At 68.2% G+C, this 16,512-nt stretch carries 16 protein-coding genes and 1 riboswitch; of the genes, 7 read left to right on the forward strand and 9 right to left on the reverse strand.

Annotation, left to right across the window (positions count from 1 at the left end; translation table 11 throughout):
- Positions 1-249 precede the first annotated feature (249 nt).
- Both HWX22_RS14350 and HWX22_RS14355 read right to left on the reverse strand, forming a co-directional pair.
- A complete protein-coding gene (locus HWX22_RS14350) occupies positions 250-1,182 on the reverse strand; it encodes a LysR family transcriptional regulator (RefSeq protein ID WP_175910677.1) in 933 nt (310 codons plus the stop codon).
- A 29-nt stretch (positions 1,183-1,211) separates the two neighbouring features.
- Positions 1,212-1,397: a hypothetical protein gene (locus HWX22_RS14355; RefSeq protein WP_175915839.1), complete on the reverse strand. Its 186-nt coding sequence runs from the start codon at positions 1,395-1,397 to the stop codon at positions 1,212-1,214.
- On the opposite strand from HWX22_RS14355, the gene HWX22_RS14360 reads away from it, so the two are divergent.
- The 3 genes from HWX22_RS14360 (at position 1,330) to ribB (ending at position 4,561) form a co-directional block, all read left to right on the forward strand.
- Positions 1,330-2,505: an MFS transporter gene (locus HWX22_RS14360; RefSeq protein ID WP_175910678.1), complete on the forward strand. Its 1,176-nt coding sequence runs from the start codon at positions 1,330-1,332 to the stop codon at positions 2,503-2,505. The genes HWX22_RS14355 and HWX22_RS14360 overlap by 68 nt on opposite strands.
- A gap of 212 nt (positions 2,506-2,717) precedes the next feature.
- On the forward strand, positions 2,718-3,401 hold the full coding sequence (locus HWX22_RS14365) for an XRE family transcriptional regulator (RefSeq protein ID WP_059465738.1): 684 nt from the start codon (positions 2,718-2,720) through the stop codon (positions 3,399-3,401).
- A gap of 182 nt (positions 3,402-3,583) precedes the next feature.
- Positions 3,584-3,732, forward strand: a riboswitch (FMN riboswitch).
- Between the two features lie 118 nt (positions 3,733-3,850).
- A complete protein-coding gene (gene ribB, locus HWX22_RS14370; RefSeq protein ID WP_059690639.1) occupies positions 3,851-4,561 on the forward strand; it encodes a 3,4-dihydroxy-2-butanone-4-phosphate synthase in 711 nt (236 codons plus the stop codon).
- Positions 4,562-4,651: 90 nt separating this feature from the next.
- Here the strand turns inward: ribB and HWX22_RS14375 are convergent, their stop codons facing one another.
- The 4 genes from HWX22_RS14375 to glpD form a co-directional block, all read right to left on the reverse strand.
- Complete coding sequence (locus HWX22_RS14375; RefSeq protein WP_059528111.1) at positions 4,652-5,338, reverse strand: HAD family hydrolase; 687 nt, start codon at positions 5,336-5,338, stop codon at positions 4,652-4,654.
- 257 nt (positions 5,339-5,595) lie between these two features.
- The gene (locus HWX22_RS14380) at positions 5,596-6,312 is read right to left on the reverse strand and encodes an MIP/aquaporin family protein (RefSeq protein WP_059820373.1); all 717 of its coding nucleotides are present in this window, start codon (positions 6,310-6,312) and stop codon (positions 5,596-5,598) included.
- A gap of 96 nt (positions 6,313-6,408) precedes the next feature.
- Positions 6,409-7,911 (reverse strand): glycerol kinase GlpK, encoded by a 1,503-nt coding sequence (gene glpK, locus HWX22_RS14385; protein WP_175915865.1) that lies wholly within the window; start codon positions 7,909-7,911, stop codon positions 6,409-6,411.
- 105 nt (positions 7,912-8,016) lie between these two features.
- Positions 8,017-9,540, reverse strand: a complete 1,524-nt coding sequence (gene glpD / locus HWX22_RS14390; protein ID WP_059690638.1) for a glycerol-3-phosphate dehydrogenase — start codon at positions 9,538-9,540, stop codon at positions 8,017-8,019.
- 162 nt (positions 9,541-9,702) lie between these two features.
- Here glpD and HWX22_RS14395 point away from each other — a divergent pair, with 162 nt between their 5' ends.
- Positions 9,703-10,071 carry a hypothetical protein gene (locus HWX22_RS14395; RefSeq protein ID WP_059820372.1) on the forward strand — a complete coding sequence of 123 codons (369 nt, stop codon included), beginning with the start codon at positions 9,703-9,705 and terminating at the stop codon, positions 10,069-10,071.
- A gap of 88 nt (positions 10,072-10,159) precedes the next feature.
- Here HWX22_RS14395 and HWX22_RS14400 read toward each other — a convergent pair whose 3' ends face one another.
- Both HWX22_RS14400 and HWX22_RS14405 read right to left on the reverse strand, forming a co-directional pair.
- Positions 10,160-10,357, reverse strand: coding sequence for a hypothetical protein (locus HWX22_RS14400; RefSeq protein ID WP_040144790.1), 198 nt, complete (start codon positions 10,355-10,357; stop codon positions 10,160-10,162).
- Between the two features lie 302 nt (positions 10,358-10,659).
- Positions 10,660-11,439, reverse strand: coding sequence for a DeoR/GlpR family DNA-binding transcription regulator (locus tag HWX22_RS14405; protein ID WP_044846783.1), 780 nt, complete (start codon positions 11,437-11,439; stop codon positions 10,660-10,662).
- A gap of 223 nt (positions 11,440-11,662) precedes the next feature.
- On the opposite strand from HWX22_RS14405, the gene HWX22_RS14410 reads away from it, so the two are divergent.
- The 3 genes from HWX22_RS14410 to HWX22_RS14420 all read left to right on the forward strand — a co-directional run bounded on the left by HWX22_RS14410 (position 11,663) and on the right by HWX22_RS14420 (position 15,031).
- A complete protein-coding gene (locus tag HWX22_RS14410; RefSeq protein ID WP_175915866.1) occupies positions 11,663-13,303 on the forward strand; it encodes a gamma-glutamyltransferase family protein in 1,641 nt (546 codons plus the stop codon).
- A 319-nt stretch (positions 13,304-13,622) separates the two neighbouring features.
- On the forward strand, positions 13,623-14,450 hold the full coding sequence (locus HWX22_RS14415) for a ferritin-like domain-containing protein (protein WP_059528332.1): 828 nt from the start codon (positions 13,623-13,625) through the stop codon (positions 14,448-14,450).
- Positions 14,451-14,521: 71 nt separating this feature from the next.
- Positions 14,522-15,031: a hypothetical protein gene (locus HWX22_RS14420; protein ID WP_059820370.1), complete on the forward strand. Its 510-nt coding sequence runs from the start codon at positions 14,522-14,524 to the stop codon at positions 15,029-15,031.
- Here the strand turns inward: HWX22_RS14420 and HWX22_RS14425 are convergent.
- The gene (locus HWX22_RS14425) at positions 15,025-16,473 is read right to left on the reverse strand and encodes a DEAD/DEAH box helicase (RefSeq protein ID WP_175915867.1); all 1,449 of its coding nucleotides are present in this window, start codon (positions 16,471-16,473) and stop codon (positions 15,025-15,027) included. The two genes, HWX22_RS14420 and HWX22_RS14425, sit on opposite strands and share 7 nt — an antisense overlap.
- Positions 16,474-16,512 lie beyond the last annotated feature (39 nt).

A 16,512-nucleotide genomic window follows, 5' to 3' on the forward strand; every position in this document is an offset into this window, starting at 1 on the left:
GTGGTTGACCTGGGGGCGTCGTCAAGGGTGAATCGGGACGGCTGCTGCCGGTGCAGCGGCTCGTGCCGGTGCCGCGTGGCGGACCGGGGCGCGCGTCGAGCGGGCATGTCGCGAAACCTCGCGAATGCGTGAAAAGCCGTCGGGAAAGCTTTCCATTATAGCTTTACGCGCCGCCGCGGGCGGGCCGCGGGTTGCGGCCGCGCGACGCCGGCGTGGCGCTCCGACCCCGATATGGCGGCGCGGCAGGCCTCAGCGGCACGCGTTCAGCAGGTCGTCGAGCGCCGCTTCCTCGCGCGCGAAGCGCTCGGCGAGGAAGTCGAGCAGCACGCGCACGCGCGGCGCCATGTAGCGCTTGCCGTGATAGAGCGCGTGCAGCGGCGCGTCCTGATGACGCCAGTCGGGCAGCAGCACGCGCAGCCGGCCGGCGCGCACGTCGTCGCCGATGTCCCACAGCGACTTCAGCGCGATGCCGTGGCCGCGCAGCGTCCATTCGCGGGTGAGGCCGCCGTCGTTGGTCTCGAACGCGGTCGACACCGGCACCGTGTGGGTCTGCACCTCGTCGCCGCGCGTGAAGCGCCACGTGTTCATCGGGCCCGATGCGATCGTGATCACGTTGCAGGGAAAACGAGCCAGATCGTGCGGATCGGCCGGCACGCCATGGCGCTCGACGAACGACGGCGCCGCGCACAGCACGCGCCGGTTCGCGGCGAGCCGGCGTGCGATCAGCGCGCCGTCGGGCGGGGCGGCGAAGCGGATCGCGAGGTCGATCTCGTCCTGCCACAGGTTCGACGACGAATCGGACGCCGTCAGCGAGAAGGTGACGCCCGGATGCAGCGTGGTGAATTCGTCGAGCCAGTCGAGCAGCTGGTTGCGGCCGAAATCGGACGTCGACGACAGCCGCACCTTGCCGGCCACCACGTTGCGGCCTTCCTGCAGCAGCGCGTGCGCGTCGTCGAGCGCCTGTAGCGCCTGGCGGCAGCAGTTCAGGTAGAGCCGGCCTTCGTCGGTGAGGCGCAGCTGCCGCGTCGAGCGCTCGAACAGTCGCGTCGCGACCTTCGCCTCGAGCTTCGCGAGGCGCGCGCTCGCGGCGGCCGGCGTGAGGTTCAGCTTGCGCCCCGCCGCGGACAGGCTGCCCAGTTCCGCCGCCTCGACGAACAGCCGGATGTCGCCCAGTCGATCCATCGGATTTTCCAGAATTTTTTGAAAATGGTTCAAATGCCGCGCCAATTATCAAAGATAGGCGTATTCGGGACAATGCGCGCACATCCCGCTTCTTGTGCGGTGCGGTACGGACCGGATGCCGCGTCCGCCGCCTTTTCGGAGAACGTCATGCCCATTCCACTACTGGCGCTCGCGATCAGCGCCTTCGCCATCGGCACCACCGAATTCATCATCATGGGACTTCTGCCCGAAGTCGCGCACGACCTCGCCGTGTCGCTGCCGTCGGCCGGCCTGCTGGTCACGGGCTACGCGCTCGGCGTCGCGGTCGGCGCGCCGCTGCTCGCGGTGCTGACGAGCCGCATGCCGCGCAAGGCCGCGCTGCAGCTGCTGATGGCGATCTTCATCGTCGGCAACGTGCTGTGCGCGACCGCGTCCGGCTACGCGATGCTGATGGTCGCACGTGTCGTCACGTCGTTCGCGCACGGCTCGTTCTTCGGGATCGGCGCGGTGGTGGCCGCGTCGCTCGTGCCGGCCGACAAGCGCGCGAGCGCGATCGCGCTGATGTTCACGGGCCTCACGCTGTCGAACGTGCTCGGCGTGCCGTTCGGCACGTTCGTCGGCCAGCTGCTCGGCTGGCGCGCGTCGTTCTGGATCGTCGCCGCGCTCGGCGTGCTGTCGCTCGGCGGCGTCGCGCTGCTGGTGCCGAACCGCCACGACAGCGGGCCCGTCGGCCTCGGCCACGAAGTGCGCGTGCTCAAGGAGCCGCAGGTCTGGCTCGCGCTCCTGATGACCGTGCTCGGCTTCGGCGGCGTGTTCGTCGTGTTCACGTACATCGCGCCGATCCTCGAAACCGTCACCGGTTTTTCGCCGCGTGCGGTCGCACTGATCCTCGTGCTGTTCGGCGCGGGGCTGACGGTCGGCAACACGCTCGGCGGCAGGCTCGCCGACCGCGCGCTGATGCCGTCGCTGATCGCGATCCTGGTCGCGCTGATGGCCGTGATGGCCGTGTTCGCGAAGACGAGCCACCTGCCGGTCGCGGCCGCGGTGACCGTATTCGTCTGGGGGATCGCCGCGTTCGCGACGGTGCCGCCGCTGCAGGCGCGCGTGGTCGAAAAGGCCGCGAGCGCGCCGCATCTCGCGTCGACGCTGAACATCGGCGCATTCAACGTCGGCAACGCGGGCGGCGCGTGGCTCGGCGGCCTCGCGCTGGGGCACGGCTTCGCGCTTGATGCGTTGCCGTGGGTCGCCGTCGCGGTGACGTTCGCGGCGCTCGTCGTCACGTGGTTCGCGATGCGGCTCGATGCGCGCGCTCCGGCGCGCGGCGCGGCACCGGCCGCGCATTGAGCGGAGCACCGGGCGGCGGCGTGCCGGCGCTATGGCGACAGGAAAAGGTTCGCGAGAAACGCATTCCTCCGCGATGCTGATAACGGTGTGAAGATAACTTCGTTTGCCGGGGTGGGGCCGGGTGATAGCGTCTCGATACGCGCCGTTCGTGGCGCAACCCGATTTCGGCTTACCCCATTCGCAGGGCCGCGCGGCGGCCCGGAGGTCATGCTATGTCTTCACCCCTGGCGCTGGTGCGCGACGTGTCTTCCTTCGAGTCCGGCAATGCCGCCGACGCGCGGACGTCCGCGTCGCTCGACGTCCTCGAGCAGGTCGTCGGCGTGAATCTCGCGCGCTTGCGCGCCGAGCGGCAGTTGTCGCTCGATGCGCTCGCGCGGCTGTCCGGCGTGTCGCGCGCGATGCTCGCGCAGATCGAATCCGCGCGCAGCGTGCCGTCGATCAAGGTGCTCTGCAAGATCGCCGCGGCGCTGAAGGTATCGGTGGCCGCATTCCTGCGCCGTCACGCGGTGAACGGCTTCGAGCACCTGGCGGCCGAGCGCGCGGCGCGCGTCGTCAGTTCGAACGGCCGCTTCTCGGCGCGCGCGCTGTATCCGGAGGGCGAGCCGGCCGCGGCCGAATTCCACGAGTTGCGGATCGCGCCGCTGCACACGGAACCCGGCACGCGCCGCGCGCCCGGCACGACGGTCAACCTGGTCGTCAGCGAAGGCACGCTCGAAGTCAGCGTGCACGATCGGCGCCAGCTGCTCGCGACCGGCGATGCAATCGTGTTCGACGCCGACCAGCCGTACAGCCTGCGCAATCCCGGCGACAGCGAGGCGCGCGCGTTCCGCGTGACGGTGAGCCCGGAGGTGCCGCCGCGCTGGCTCGTGCCCGACGCCGCGCACGCGGCCGGCTGAGCGCGGGTCGCCGGGTCGGCGCCGGTTCCGTTCGGGACGGCGCGCAGTCCGGGTGCCGGCCGTTCGGACGATGTCGTTAGACGGAGTCGTCAGTAAGGTTTTAGGTGTGGTTCGCTGCGCGGTGCGCGCGGCTGATGTATGCTTGGCCCGCCGGTTCCGGGGTAGACCCCGGCCGGTAATCAGTGCGTCTTCAGGGCGGGGCGAAATTCCCCACCGGCGGTAGGCTGGCGAAAGCCGGCGAGCCCGCGAGCGCCCGCGCATCCGCGCGGGGTCAGCAGATCTGGTCGAATGCCAGAGCCGACGGTCATAGTCCGGATGAGAGAAGATGTGCAGATAGTCATGTCCGTCAGGGCCGCTTTGCCATGCGTGCGAAGCGGGTTGTCGTTCTGTCTGTTTGCAATGCCCTGAAACGTTTTTCGCCCAAATCGTAATTGCGAGGAGCGTTTCACATGTCCTTCATGTCCGTTTCGTCGGCACCCGCCGACGCCTTTGCCGATCTCCCGTTGCTCGATTCCGAACCGGTGCCGCCGCGCATCGCCGCTGCGCTCGACGCGTTGCGCGCGGGCCGCGCGGTCGTGTTGCAGGACGATCACGACCGTGAAAACGAGGCCGACCTGATCGTCGCCGCCGAGCGCATCACGCCCGAGACGATGGCGCTCCTGATCCGCGAGTGCAGCGGCATCGTGTGCCTGTGCCTGACCGACGACAAGGTCCGCGCGCTCGAGCTGCCGCCGATGGTGCAGACCAACGAGAGCCGCAACGGCACCGCGTTCACCGTGTCGATCGAGGCACGCGAAGGCGTGCATACCGGCGTGTCCGCGGCCGATCGCGTGACGACGATCCGCGCGGCGATCGCCGACGATGCGAAGCCGTACGACATCGTGCGCCCCGGCCACGTGTTTCCGTTGCGTGCGCAACCCGGCGGCGTGCTGGCGCGCCGCGGTCACACCGAAGGGACGGTCGATCTGTCGATCCTCGCTGGCCTGAAGCCGGCGGGCGTGCTGTGCGAGCTGATGAATCCGGACGGCACGATGACGCGCGGCGACGACGTCGAGCGTTTCGCGCGGCAGCACGGGTTGCCGATGCTGACGATCGCGGAGCTCGTCGAATTCCGCGAGGCGCTGGCGGCCGTGCGCGAGCGCTGCTGCGAGCCGGCCTGACGGCAGGTGTGGCGGGCGTGCCGATGCGCCCGCGGGACGGCGTGCGCATCGAGCCGCACGCCGGTCATGGCGATCCGGCGCGGCCGTCCGTCAGGACTGCACGTCGCCGAATTCGCCGCGCAGGCCGGCCGCGACGAGCGCCGGCAGTTCATCCATCCTGCGCATGATCCGCGTGATGCCCATCGCGCGCAGCGCGTCCGCGTAGTTGTCGGGGATGTGGCTCGCGCCGACGAACGCGATCGTCTTCATGCCCGCCGCGCGCGCGGCGTTCAGGCCCGACACGCTGTCCTCGACGACGACGCAGCGCGCCGGCGCGACGCCGAGCGTCCGCGCGGCGTGCAGGTACACGTCGGGGTAGGGCTTCGGTCGTGCGACCTGCTCGGAGCTGAACACGCGATCGCCGAAGATTTCGGTGAGCGAGGCGCGCTTCAGCGAGCTGCGCACGCGCACGAGCCGGCTGTTCGATACCACCGCGGCCGGCAGGCCGACCTTCAGCAGCGCGTCGCGCACGCCGGTGATCGGCGCGAGCGATTGTGCGAGACCGGTCTCGATGTTGCGCTCGACGGTTTCGATGAAGTTGTCGGGCATCCGGATGCCGAAATGCGCTTCGAGCCCGGCGAGAAAGCGCGAGGTCTGCTGGCCGAAGGCGGACTTCGCAGCCTCTTCGAAATCGAGGTGAGGGAAGGTGGCGGACAGCGTGTCGAACAGCACGCGGTCGGCAATGACTTCGCTGTCGACGAGGACGCCGTCGCAGTCGCAGATAAGGTGATCGAGCATGATGGTGAAGAAGCGGGGTGTCGGCGACGCCGAGCATCCCGCCATGATACGTGCTTTCGAAGGTGCGCCGCGAACCGCTTGGCGCCTGCGTCCGGTCCCCGCTACGCCCTCCGTTTGCCGATGCGCCGACGCGCCGTTGCGGCCTCGGCCGGCGCGAGCGAGGCGGGCTCGCCGTCGCTCGTGTGACGAAAGGGGAGGGCGGAAGCGCGCGGCAACCGCGGCCGCGCGCCCAGGCTCAAGCTCGATCGAAACCGCGATCAGGCCATCGCGTGCAGACGCAGGTACAGGCCGGCCGCCGCGGCGCCGCCGAGCAGCGGGCCGATCACCGGCACCCACGCATAGCGCCAGTCGCTGTCGCGCTTGCCGGGAATCGGCAGCAGCGCGTGCATGATGCGCGGCGACAGGTCGCGCGCCGGGCTCATCGCATAGCCGGTCGGGCCGCCGAGCGAGATGCCGATGCCGAGCACGAGCAGACCGACGGGCAGCGCGTCGAGCGCGCCGAGACCGACCTGCGGCGACGCGAGGTACAGCACGCCGAGGATCAGCACGAACGTGCAGATCGCTTCGGTCAGCACGTTGTGCGTGGTGCTACGGATGGCGGGCGCCGTGCAGAACACCGCGAGCTTCAGGTCCGCATCGACTTCCTTCGCGAAGTGCTGGCGATACGCGAGCCACACGAGCAGCGCGCCGGCCATCCCGCCGAGCATCTGCGCGAGGATGTAGCCGCCGACCTTCGACCACGCGAACTTGCCCGCGAGCGCGAGGCTGATCGTGACGATCGGGTTCAGGTGTGCGCCGCTGAACGACGCGGTCACGTAGACGGCGACGAACACCGCCATCGCCCAGCCCATGACGATCACGATGAGGTCCGCGCCTTTGCCCTTGGTCTTCGCAAGCAGCACGTTGGCGACCGCGCCGTTGCCGAGCAGCACGAGGATCGCCGTGCCGATGAATTCCGCAATGTAAGGTGACATGTTGTCTCTCGTAGATGACGGCGGACTCGCGCGCCGCGCGGTCCGCCGGTGTTGTTTTATTTCGTTCGGATTGCTTCTGGTTCCGGCTGCTGCGGGTTACTGCGTGTCGTCGGCCCACGCCTTGGCGGCGCGCACCGCGCGTTGCCAGCCGGCCATGCAGCGCTCGACCTGCTCCTTCGGCATCGACGGCGAGAAGCGGCGATCGAGCTGCCACTGGCTGCGCACTTCGTCGAGGTTCTTCCAGTAGCCGATCGCGAGGCCCGCGAGGTAGGCCGCGCCGAGCGCGGTCGTCTCGGTGATCTGCGGACGCACCGCGTCGACGCCGAGCAGGTCGGCCTGGAACTGCATCAGCAGATTGTTCGCGCTTGCGCCACCGTCGACGCGCAGCTCGCCGATGCTGATGCCGGAGTCGGCTTCCATCGCGGCCAGCACGTCGAGCGACTGGTAAGCGATCGCGTCGAGCGCCGCGCGCGCGAGGTGCGCGGACGTCGTGCCGCGCGTGACGCCGAACACCGAACCGCGCGCCCGCGCATTCCAGTGCGGCGCGCCGAGGCCCGCGAACGCCGGCACGAGATAGACGCCGTCGGTATGCGGCACGCTCGCGGCGAGCGCTTCGATCTCGGCGGCCGTCTTGATGATGCCGACGCCGTCGCGCAGCCACTGCACGACCGCGCCCGCGATGAAGATGCTGCCTTCGAGCGCGTACTGCACGTCGTCGCCGATCTGCCAGGCGATCGTCGTGACGAGGTTGTTCTTCGACTCGATCGGCTTGTCGCCGGTGTTCATCATCAGGAAGCAGCCGGTGCCGTAGGTGTTCTTCACTATGCCCGACGTCGTGCACATCTGGCCGAACAGCGCGGCGTGCTGGTCGCCGGCGATGCCCGCGAGCGGGATCTTCGACGCGAACACCGTGGTCTTCGTATGGCCGTAGATTTCCGACGACGCCTTCACTTCCGGCAGCATGCTGCGCGGGATGTCGAGCAGCTCGAGCAGCTCGCTGTCCCACTCGCGCGTGTGGATGTTGAACAGCATCGTGCGCGACGCGTTGGTCACGTCGGTCACGTGCAGTTCGTGCTTCGTGAAGTTCCACACGAGCCAGCTGTCGACGGTGCCGAAGGCGAGCTTGCCCTGGCGCGCCTTGTCGCGCGCGCCCGGCACGTTGTCGAGGATCCAGCGGATTTTGGTCGCGGAGAAGTACGAGTCGATCGGCAGGCCGGTCTTCGCGCGCACCTTCGCTTCGAGGCCCTGCTTCTTCAGCGAATCGCAGAAGTCGGCGGTGCGGCGGTCCTGCCACACGATCGCGTTGTAGACGGGCTGGCCCGTCTCGCGATCCCAGACGATCGTCGTCTCGCGCTGGTTGGTGATGCCGATCGCGGCGATCGACGTGCCGTTCAGGCCCGTGCGCGTGACCGCTTCGGCGGCGACGCCGGCTTGCGTCGACCAGATTTCCTGCGGGTCGTGCTCGACCCAGCCGGGTTGCGGGTAGATCTGTTCGAATTCCTTCTGGGCGATCGATACGATGTTGCCCTGGCGATCGAACAGCATCGCGCGGGAGCTCGTCGTGCCCTGGTCAAGCGCGAGGATGTACTGATCCTGCATGTCTCTCATCTCCATCCGTGGATTGGCGTAGTTGTGATGCGCGCCGCATGTTACGCGGCGCGTCGGTGAATCAACGTCGGTCAGACAATTGCAACTGCAAACGCATCACGCGTGCGGCGCGTGCACGGCGGCGAACCACGCGTCGACCGCGGCGGTCACCGCGTCGAGCGTGCCTGGCGTGACGTGCAGGCCGAGCTTCGAGCGGCGCCACAGCACGTCCTGCGCGCAGGTCGCCCATTCGACGTCGCGCAGATAGCGCAGTTCGGCGTCGTGGATGCCCGGCGCGATTTCCGCGCCGAGGTCCGCGAGCGACGTCGCGCCGTCGACCACGCGTTCCGCGCGCGTGCCGTATGCGCGCGCGTAGCGGCGCGCGAGCGCGGCGGGCAGCCACGGATGGCGCTTCGCGAACGCGTCGGCGAACACGTCGAACTTCGCGTTCGCGATGTCGCCGCCGGGCAGCGGCGCGCCGGCCGTCCAGGTTTTCGCCTCGCGGCCGAGCGCGCTGCACAGCAGGTCGCCGGCTTCTTCCGCGAGCTTGCGGAAGGTCGTGATCTTGCCGCCGAACACCGACAGCAGCGGCGCGCCGGCGCCGTCGTCCATCTCGAGGCGGTAGTCGCGCGTGACGGCCGACGCGTTCGCCGCGTTTTCGTCCTCGAGCAGCGGACGCACGCCCGAATAGGTCCAGTGCACGTCGGCGGGCGAGATCTTGCGCTTGAAGTAGCGGTTGATCGAATCGCACAGATACTGCGTCTCGTCGCGATCGATCGCGACCTTCGCGGGATCGTTCGTGTATTCGACGTCGGTCGTGCCGATCAGCGTGAAGTCGTGCTCGTACGGAATCGCGAAGATGATCCGCTTGTCCGGGTTCTGGAAGATGTACGCGTGATCGTGATCGAACAGGCGGCGCGTGATGATGTGGCTGCCTTTCACGAGCCGCACGCTGTGTTGCGCGCCGCGGCCGAGCGCGCCGTGCAGCACCTCGCCGACCCACGGGCCGGCCGCGTTCGCGACCGCGCGCGCATGCACGACGCGGATCGAGCCGTCCGCGTGCCGCAGCCGAGCTTCCCATTCGTCGCCGCGGCGTTCCGCCGACACGAGCTTCGTGCGCGTGAGGATCTCGGCGCCGCGCTCCTTCGCATCGAGCGCGTTCAGCACGACGAGTCGCGCGTCGTCGACCCAGCCGTCCGAATATACGAAGCCGCGCTTGATCGAGTCGATCAGCGGTGCGCCGGCCGCATGGCGGCGCATGTCGATGCCGCGCGAGCCGGGCAGCAGTTCGCGTTTCGCGAGGTGATCGTAGAGGAACAGCCCGATGCGGATCAGCCAGGCCGGCCGCAGGTTGGGCATGTGCGGCATCACGAAGCGCAGCGGCCACATGATGTGCGGCGCCGCGCGCAGCAGCGTTTCACGCTCCTGCAGCGCTTTGCGGACGAGGCCGAATTCGTTGTATTCGAGGTAGCGCAGGCCGCCGTGAATCAGCTTCGTGCTGGACGACGACGTGTGCGACGCGAGGTCGTCCTGCTCGCAGAGCAGCACCGACAGGCCGCGGCCGGCCGCATCGCGCGCGATGCCCGCGCCGTTGATGCCGCCGCCGACGACGAGCAGATCGTAGCGATTCGGTTGGGTCACCTGCTGTCCTTATCGTCTGATGGAAATGGGCGAACACGAAATGTTCGAATTCGAAATTTAACGAACGAAATCGAAAAAGTAAAGTTCGAAAAAGCGGGGCCAGTAGCGCGCGGCGCGATCCCGGACGATACTGGCGGAATCGACCGTTTCGCGAGGTGAATCATGCGTATTGGGATGTGGGCCGGTGCGTGCGCCGTCGTTCTGGCAGGGTGCAGCGCCGGTATGCCGCCGCTGGCCGGCAATTGGCGTGCGCCGTCGTTCGTCGACCTGCAGACGTCGTGCGGCGGCACCGCGCGCGACTGGGGCGCGGACGCGCAGCCGGTCTACGCGACGCTGTACGACGCGTACGTGGCGAAACGGTATCGCGGGCTGACGCAGGCGAACTATTGCGCGTTCGTAAACGAACTTTCAACGCACTACGCGGCACCCGACGCGGCGGGGCGCGCCGGGTGGGTCGCCTATTTCAACGGCGCACGCGCGCAGGCCGTCAGCTGGCGGGCCGCGGTCGATCCGACGCTGCGCGGCGGCTGACGCGGCAAAGCTGCGGAAGGCGGGAAAACCGGAAAAGCGGCGCGGCCGGAGATCCGGCCGGCGCGCTCAGGTCAGGAACAGCGGAGCTTCAGGAATACCGGTATTTGATGGATCGCAGCGCGGCGTCGCCAGTCTCGGTCACGCAGTATTTGCGTCCCGATCCCAGGCCTTCCAGCCGCACGAGCTGCTGTTCGAGCAGCGCGTCGAGTTCATCCCGATCCATGTCGCCCTGGTCAGGGGCGTCCTTCACAAGCAGTAGCGTGGCGAATTCATGCGGACTCAGCATCGTTCTCTCCATGGCAATCGGTCTGCCCGCGCGGCCGGCGCGAACGCCGGTGCGCGATACCCCACGGGGTATGGCTTGGGGGGAAAGCTGTATTCGCCGGCCTTGGGATTCGCACACGCCTTGGCACGGGCGTATCGGGCGAACGGGCCGGGGAACTGGAGTCTAGTCGAGCGCGCGGGCAACGACAAATCGTGCCCCGTTAATTTTCAGTTTGACAGGGACGTATGCCGCAAGCGGTTCAGCCGGCGCGCCAACTTCTTGATTTCACTTGAAGTTTCAGGTGCGGTGCAGCATCGCAAGCGTCATTCCGCGACGTACACCTGGGTGCCCGCGTTCGCCACCGCATCGGCCATCTCCGGCGGCAGCGGCTTGTCGGTGAAGAGCGCATGCACCTGGCTCAGGTGTCCCTGGCGCACCAGCGCCGGGCGGCCGACCTTCGAGTGGTCGGCGACGAGGTAGACCGTGCGCGCATGCTGCATGATCGCCTCGGCCACGCGCACCTCGCGCGTGTCGAAGTCGCGCAGCGTGCCGTCGGCCTCGATCGCCGACGTGCCGATGATCGCGTAGTCGACCTTGAACTGGCGGATGAAGTCGATCGCGAGTTCGCCGACGATGCCCTTGTCCCACGGCCGCACGATGCCGCCCGTGATCAGCACCTCGCAGTCCGGGTAGCCGCTCATCATCGACGCGACGTTCAGGTTGTTCGTGATCACGTGGAGCCCGTGATGGCGGTTCAGTGCGCGCGCAACCTCCTCGGTCGTGGTGCCGAGGTTGATGAACAGCGATGCCTGGTCGGGGATGTGCGACGCGGCGAGCGCCGCGATGCGTCGCTTCTCGTCGTGGAACATCCGCTGGCGCGCGGTGTACGACACGTTCTCCGAGCTGGTCGGCAGGCTCGCGCCGCCGTGATAGCGGCGCAGCAGGTTCAGGTCGGCGAGCCAGTTCACGTCGCGGCGGATCGTCTGCGGCGTGACCGCGAAGTGCGCGGCGAGATCGTCGACGGTCACGAAGCCGTCGCGCTGCACCCATTCGAGCAGTTCCTGCTGGCGCGCGTTGAGGGTGAGGCGGGGATCTCGGGTCATGGCTCGGCGGTCAGGTCGTGAGGCGGAGCGGGTATTGTAAGGGCGGGAAGGGCGTTCGACCGACCAGCGGTGTATCGCTGCGCGGAATTCATGCGGAAAGCACATGGATTCATGTGACAAATGAATTTGTGCGATCACGCGGATCGCGCTGCAATGGCGGACTGTCCGCGCACGCCGGCCGTGCGTCCGGCGCGTTCATTCAGCTTTCGACGAGGTGGAACCGATGACTGGCTTCAACTGGCACAACCCGTATCCGACGACCCGCATTCCGGTATTCGCGCGCAACGTCGTGTCGACGTCGCACCCGCTCGCGGCGCAGGCCGGGCTGCGGATGCTGTGGAAGGGCGGCAATGCCGTGGATGCGGCGCTGGCCGCGGCAGCCGCGATCACGGTGGTCGAGCCCGTGTCGTGCGGGCTCGGCGGCGATGCGTTCGCGCTCGTGTGGGACGGCGAGCGGCTGTCCGGGCTGAATGCGTCGGGCGTCGCGCCGGCCGCGTGGAACCCCGGCTACTTCCGCCAGCGCCACGGCGAGGACACACGCGGCATCGCGAACAAGCCGACGCGCGGCTGGGACACTGTCACGGTGCCCGGCGTGATCGCGGGCTGGGAAGCGCTGCACGCGAAGTTCGGTTCGCTGCCGTTTGCGGACCTGCTCGAGCCGGCGATCGAGATCGCCGAGCGCGGCTATTCGGTGTCGCCGATCGTCGCGCACAAGTGGGCCGCCGCGGTGCCCGCGCTGCAGGGGCTGCCGGGCTTCGCCGATACCTTCATGCCGCGCGGGCGCGCGCCGCTCGTCGGCGAGCGCATGTGCCTGCCGGGCCACGCGCGGACGCTGCGCACCCTCGCGAAGGACGGTCCGCGCGCGTTCTACGAGGGCGCGCTCGCCGGGCAGATCGCGGCATTCGCGCGCGAAGGCGGCGGCGCGCTGACCGAAGCCGACCTGCGCGCGTACCGGCCGGAATGGGTCGAGCCGATCGGCAAGCGCTTCGGCCGCCATTCGATTCACGAGATCCCGCCGAACGGGCAGGGCATCGCCGCGCTGATCGCGCTCGGCATCGCCGAGCATGCGGGCGTGGCCGAATGTCCGGTCGATTCGGCCGACTCGCAGCACCTGCAGATCGAGGCGATGAAGCTCGCGTTCGCGGACGTCTATCGCTACGTCGCCGATCCGCGCGCGATGGACGTGACGCCCGCGCAGATGCTCGACGACGCGTACCTCGCGGAGCGCGCGAAGCTGATCGATCGCGCACGCGCGACGCACTTCGCTGCCGGCCGGCCGCATTCGGGCGGCACGATCTATCTGTCGGCGGCGGACGAGCGCGGGATGATGGTGAGCTTCATTCAGTCGAACTACATGGGCTTCGGTTCGGGGCTCGTCGTGCCGGGTACGGGCATTGCGTTGCAGAACCGCGGGCACGGCTTCTCGATGGACCCGGCGTCGCCGAACGTCGTCGCGGGCGGCAAGCGGCCGTTTCATACGATCATCCCGGCGTTCGTCACCGAGGAAGTCGACGGCCGCAACGAGGCCGTGATGAGCTTCGGCGTGATGGGCGGCGACATGCAGCCGCAGGGCCACCTGCAGACCGTCGTGCGCATGCTCGGCTACGGGCAGCAGCCGCAGGCCGCCTGCGACGCGCCGCGCTGGAAGGTCAATCGCGACTTCACGCTCGATGTCGAGTCGACGATGAATCGCGACACGGTCGATGCGCTCGCCGCGCGCGGCCATACGATCAAGTCGATCGACGATCCTTACATGGATTTCGGCTCGGGGCAGTTCGTGTGGCGGCTCGATCGCGACGATCCCGAGCGCGGCTACGTGGCCGCGAGCGACAGCCGTCGCGACGGCCTCGCGGCCGGTTTCTGACGGAACGCTTCCAGTCCAGTCTTGCGCTCGACGGGCGACCGGATGGCCGCCCGTTTCGCTTGACGCGGCGCATCTCGTCGAACGTGCGCGAACCGGTTCGAACAACTCGTCTAACGAACCGCAACATGCGCGGCGGAACTGCGCCCGTCGGGTATGGTCAGTGCTTTGAAGCACGAACATAAAAGTCCGGCTAAGATGCCAGGATGGTTCGGCCGGACCAACTCACTAAAAATGCAAGCAAAACGTCGCCTGCGGGCGCGCCGGGCCTGTGCCGAAGATCGGGGCCGGCCGGCCGCGCGACGACTGGGAGCGCACCACCATGCCTACTGAAACGACGCATGTCATGCCGTGGCGTATCGAGGACATCGACCTCAACCGGATCGATCGTCAGCGCGCCGCCGCGAACGAGGATCTGCTGCTGTTGCTGTGCGCGTCGTCGTTCATCGAAAGCGGCTCGGATCTCTACACGAGCAACCTGAGCGAGTTCTTCAACGACGATCCGGAAGTGTCCGCGTGGCTCAACACGGCGTGGGAGCACGAGGAACTGCAGCACGGGCGCGCGCTGAAGGCGTACATCGCGCATGTGTGGCCCGAGTTCGACTGGGATACCGCGTTCGCGAATTTCTTCGCCGAGTACTCGAAGACCTGCTCGGTCGACGCATTCGAGAAGACCCGCGCGCTCGAGATGGTCGCGCGCTGCGTCGTCGAGACGGGCACGGCCACGCTCTATCGCGCGATCAACGAATGCTCGGACGAGCCGGTGCTGAAGGAAATCACCGACAACATCCGATCGGACGAGGTGCGCCACTACAAGCACTTCTTCAAGTTCTTCAAGAAGTACAACAAGCTCGAAGGCAACGGCCGGCTCGCGGTGCTCGGCGCGCTGACGCGCCGCGTGCTGGAAATCAAGAACGAGGATTCGGAGATCGCGCTGCGCCACGTGTTCGCGATCCGCTACCCGGACCGTGTCGGCGACAGCCAGTACAACCGCGAGCGCGTTGCGCGCATCAGCTCGCTCGTGCGGCGCAACCTGTCGGCCGACATGTGCGTGAAGATGCTGCTCAAGCCGCTCGACCTGCCTGCCAAGATCCAGCCGAGTGTCCACTATCCGCTGACGAAGATCACGCGGCACGTGTTCATGCGCTGATCGTCACCGCGCGGTCCGGCGGCGCGCGTATGCTTCGGCATCATCGTCTGCTTTTCACCGGGCCCGCCATCATGACCGATACCCATCGCCACGCGCTCGAACAATGGACGTTCGACGCGTGGCCGCCGGCCGTCGTTTCGCTGTTCGACGGCGCCGCGCTCGAACGCCATGCCGACTTCGCCGCATCGCTGATCGTCGCGACCGACGATGGCCAGTTGCGCACGACGCTGCTCAGCGTCGGCGAGATTCTTGCGCGCGACGCGCACACGCTGCTGCTTGCGCTATGGCCGCAATCGCGCGCGGCGCGCGCGCTGGCGCAACGGCGCGCGGCCGCGTTGACGCTCGTCGCGGACGGCGCATTCTTTCAGGCACAACTGAGGATCGAGCCGCTCGAAGGGGACTTCTGCGGACTGGCCGGGTTCGCCGCGACGATCGCGCATGGCGATGCGCAGCGGGTCGGCTATGCGCGTCTCGCGACGGGCGTCACGTTCGCGCTGGAAGGGGAGGTGCGCGCCGAGGTGCTCGCACGCTGGCAGCGCCAGGTCGAGCACCTGCGGCGCGCGGCCGCGCGGCTTCAGTGACCGCGCTGGCCGCTGCGCGACGAACGGTTGCGGTTGGCGTGCGCGGCGTTGCCGTTCGCCGGACGCGCGCCGTTGCCGCCTGACGGGCGACCGCCGCCGCCACCGGCATTGCCGGTCGCGCCGCCGGCCGTGCGCGGCTTGGCCGCCTTCGCGGCCTTCGGTTGCGCATTGCCGTCGCGCTTCGCGGCCGGCTGGCCGGCGCCGCCTGCACGCGGCTGGCGATTGCCGCCGCCGCCGTTGCCGTTGCCGCCGCGCGGCTGCTGCCCGCGGCGTTGCTGGATCGGCTCCGGCTTCGCGTTCGGATCGGGTTCGAAGCCCGCGATCACTTCCTGCGGAATCTCGCGCTTGATCAGCCGCTCGATGTCGCGCAGCAGCTGCTTCTCGTCGACGCACACGAGCGACACGGCTTCGCCCGTCGCGCCCGCGCGGCCCGTGCGGCCGATCCGGTGCACGTAATCCTCCGGCACGTTCGGCAGGTCGAAATTGACGACGTGCGGCAGCTGGTCGATGTCGATCCCGCGTGCGGCGATGTCGGTCGCGACCAGCACCTGCAGCGTGCTGTTCTTGAATTCCGCGAGCGCGCGCGTGCGGGCCGACTGGCTCTTGTTGCCGTGGATCGCCATCGCGCTGATGCCGTCCTTCGTCAACTGTTCCGCGAGCCGGTTCGCACCGTGCTTGGTGCGCGTGAACACGAGCACCTGGAACCAGTTGTGTTCGCGGATCAGATGCGTGAGCAGCTCGCGCTTGCGATCGCGGTCGACCGGGTGGATCTTCTGCGCGACGCTTTCCGCGGTGGTGTTGCGGCGTGCGACCTCGATCAGTGCGGGCGAATCGAGCAGGCTGTCGGCGAGCGACTTGATCTCGTCCGAGAAGGTCGCCGAGAACAGCAGGTTCTGGCGCTGCGGCGGCAGTTTCGCGAGCACGCGCTTGATGTCGTGGATGAAGCCCATGTCGAGCATCCGGTCGGCTTCGTCGAGCACGAGGATGTCGAGATCCGACAGATCGATCGTCTTCTGCTGCATGTGGTCGAGCAGACGCCCCGGCGTCGCGACGACGATGTCGACGCCGCGCTTGAGCGCATCGATCTGCGGATTGATGCTGACGCCGCCGAACATCACGGTCGAGCGCAGCTTCAGGTATTTGCTGTACGCGCGCACGCTTTCCTCGACCTGGGCGGCGAGTTCACGCGTCGGCGTGAGGATCAGCGCGCGCACCGCGCGCTTCGCGCCGCGATGCTCGGCATAGAACGTGTGCAGGCGCTGCAGGATCGGCAGCGTGAAGCCGGCGGTCTTGCCGGTGCCGGTCTGGGCGCCGGCGAGCAGGTCGCCGCCGCCGAGGACGGCGGGGATCGCCTGCTGCTGGATGGGAGTCGGCGACGTGTAGCCGAGCTCGTTGACCGCCTTGACGAGCGGTTCGGCCAAGCCGAGAGATTCGAAAGACATAGATACCACTCTTGAGTTTTATGATCGGCGACGCCTCGC

Source organism: Burkholderia sp. BCC1638 (genome assembly GCF_902833195.1).
GTDB lineage: Bacteria > Pseudomonadota > Gammaproteobacteria > Burkholderiales > Burkholderiaceae > Burkholderia > Burkholderia diffusa.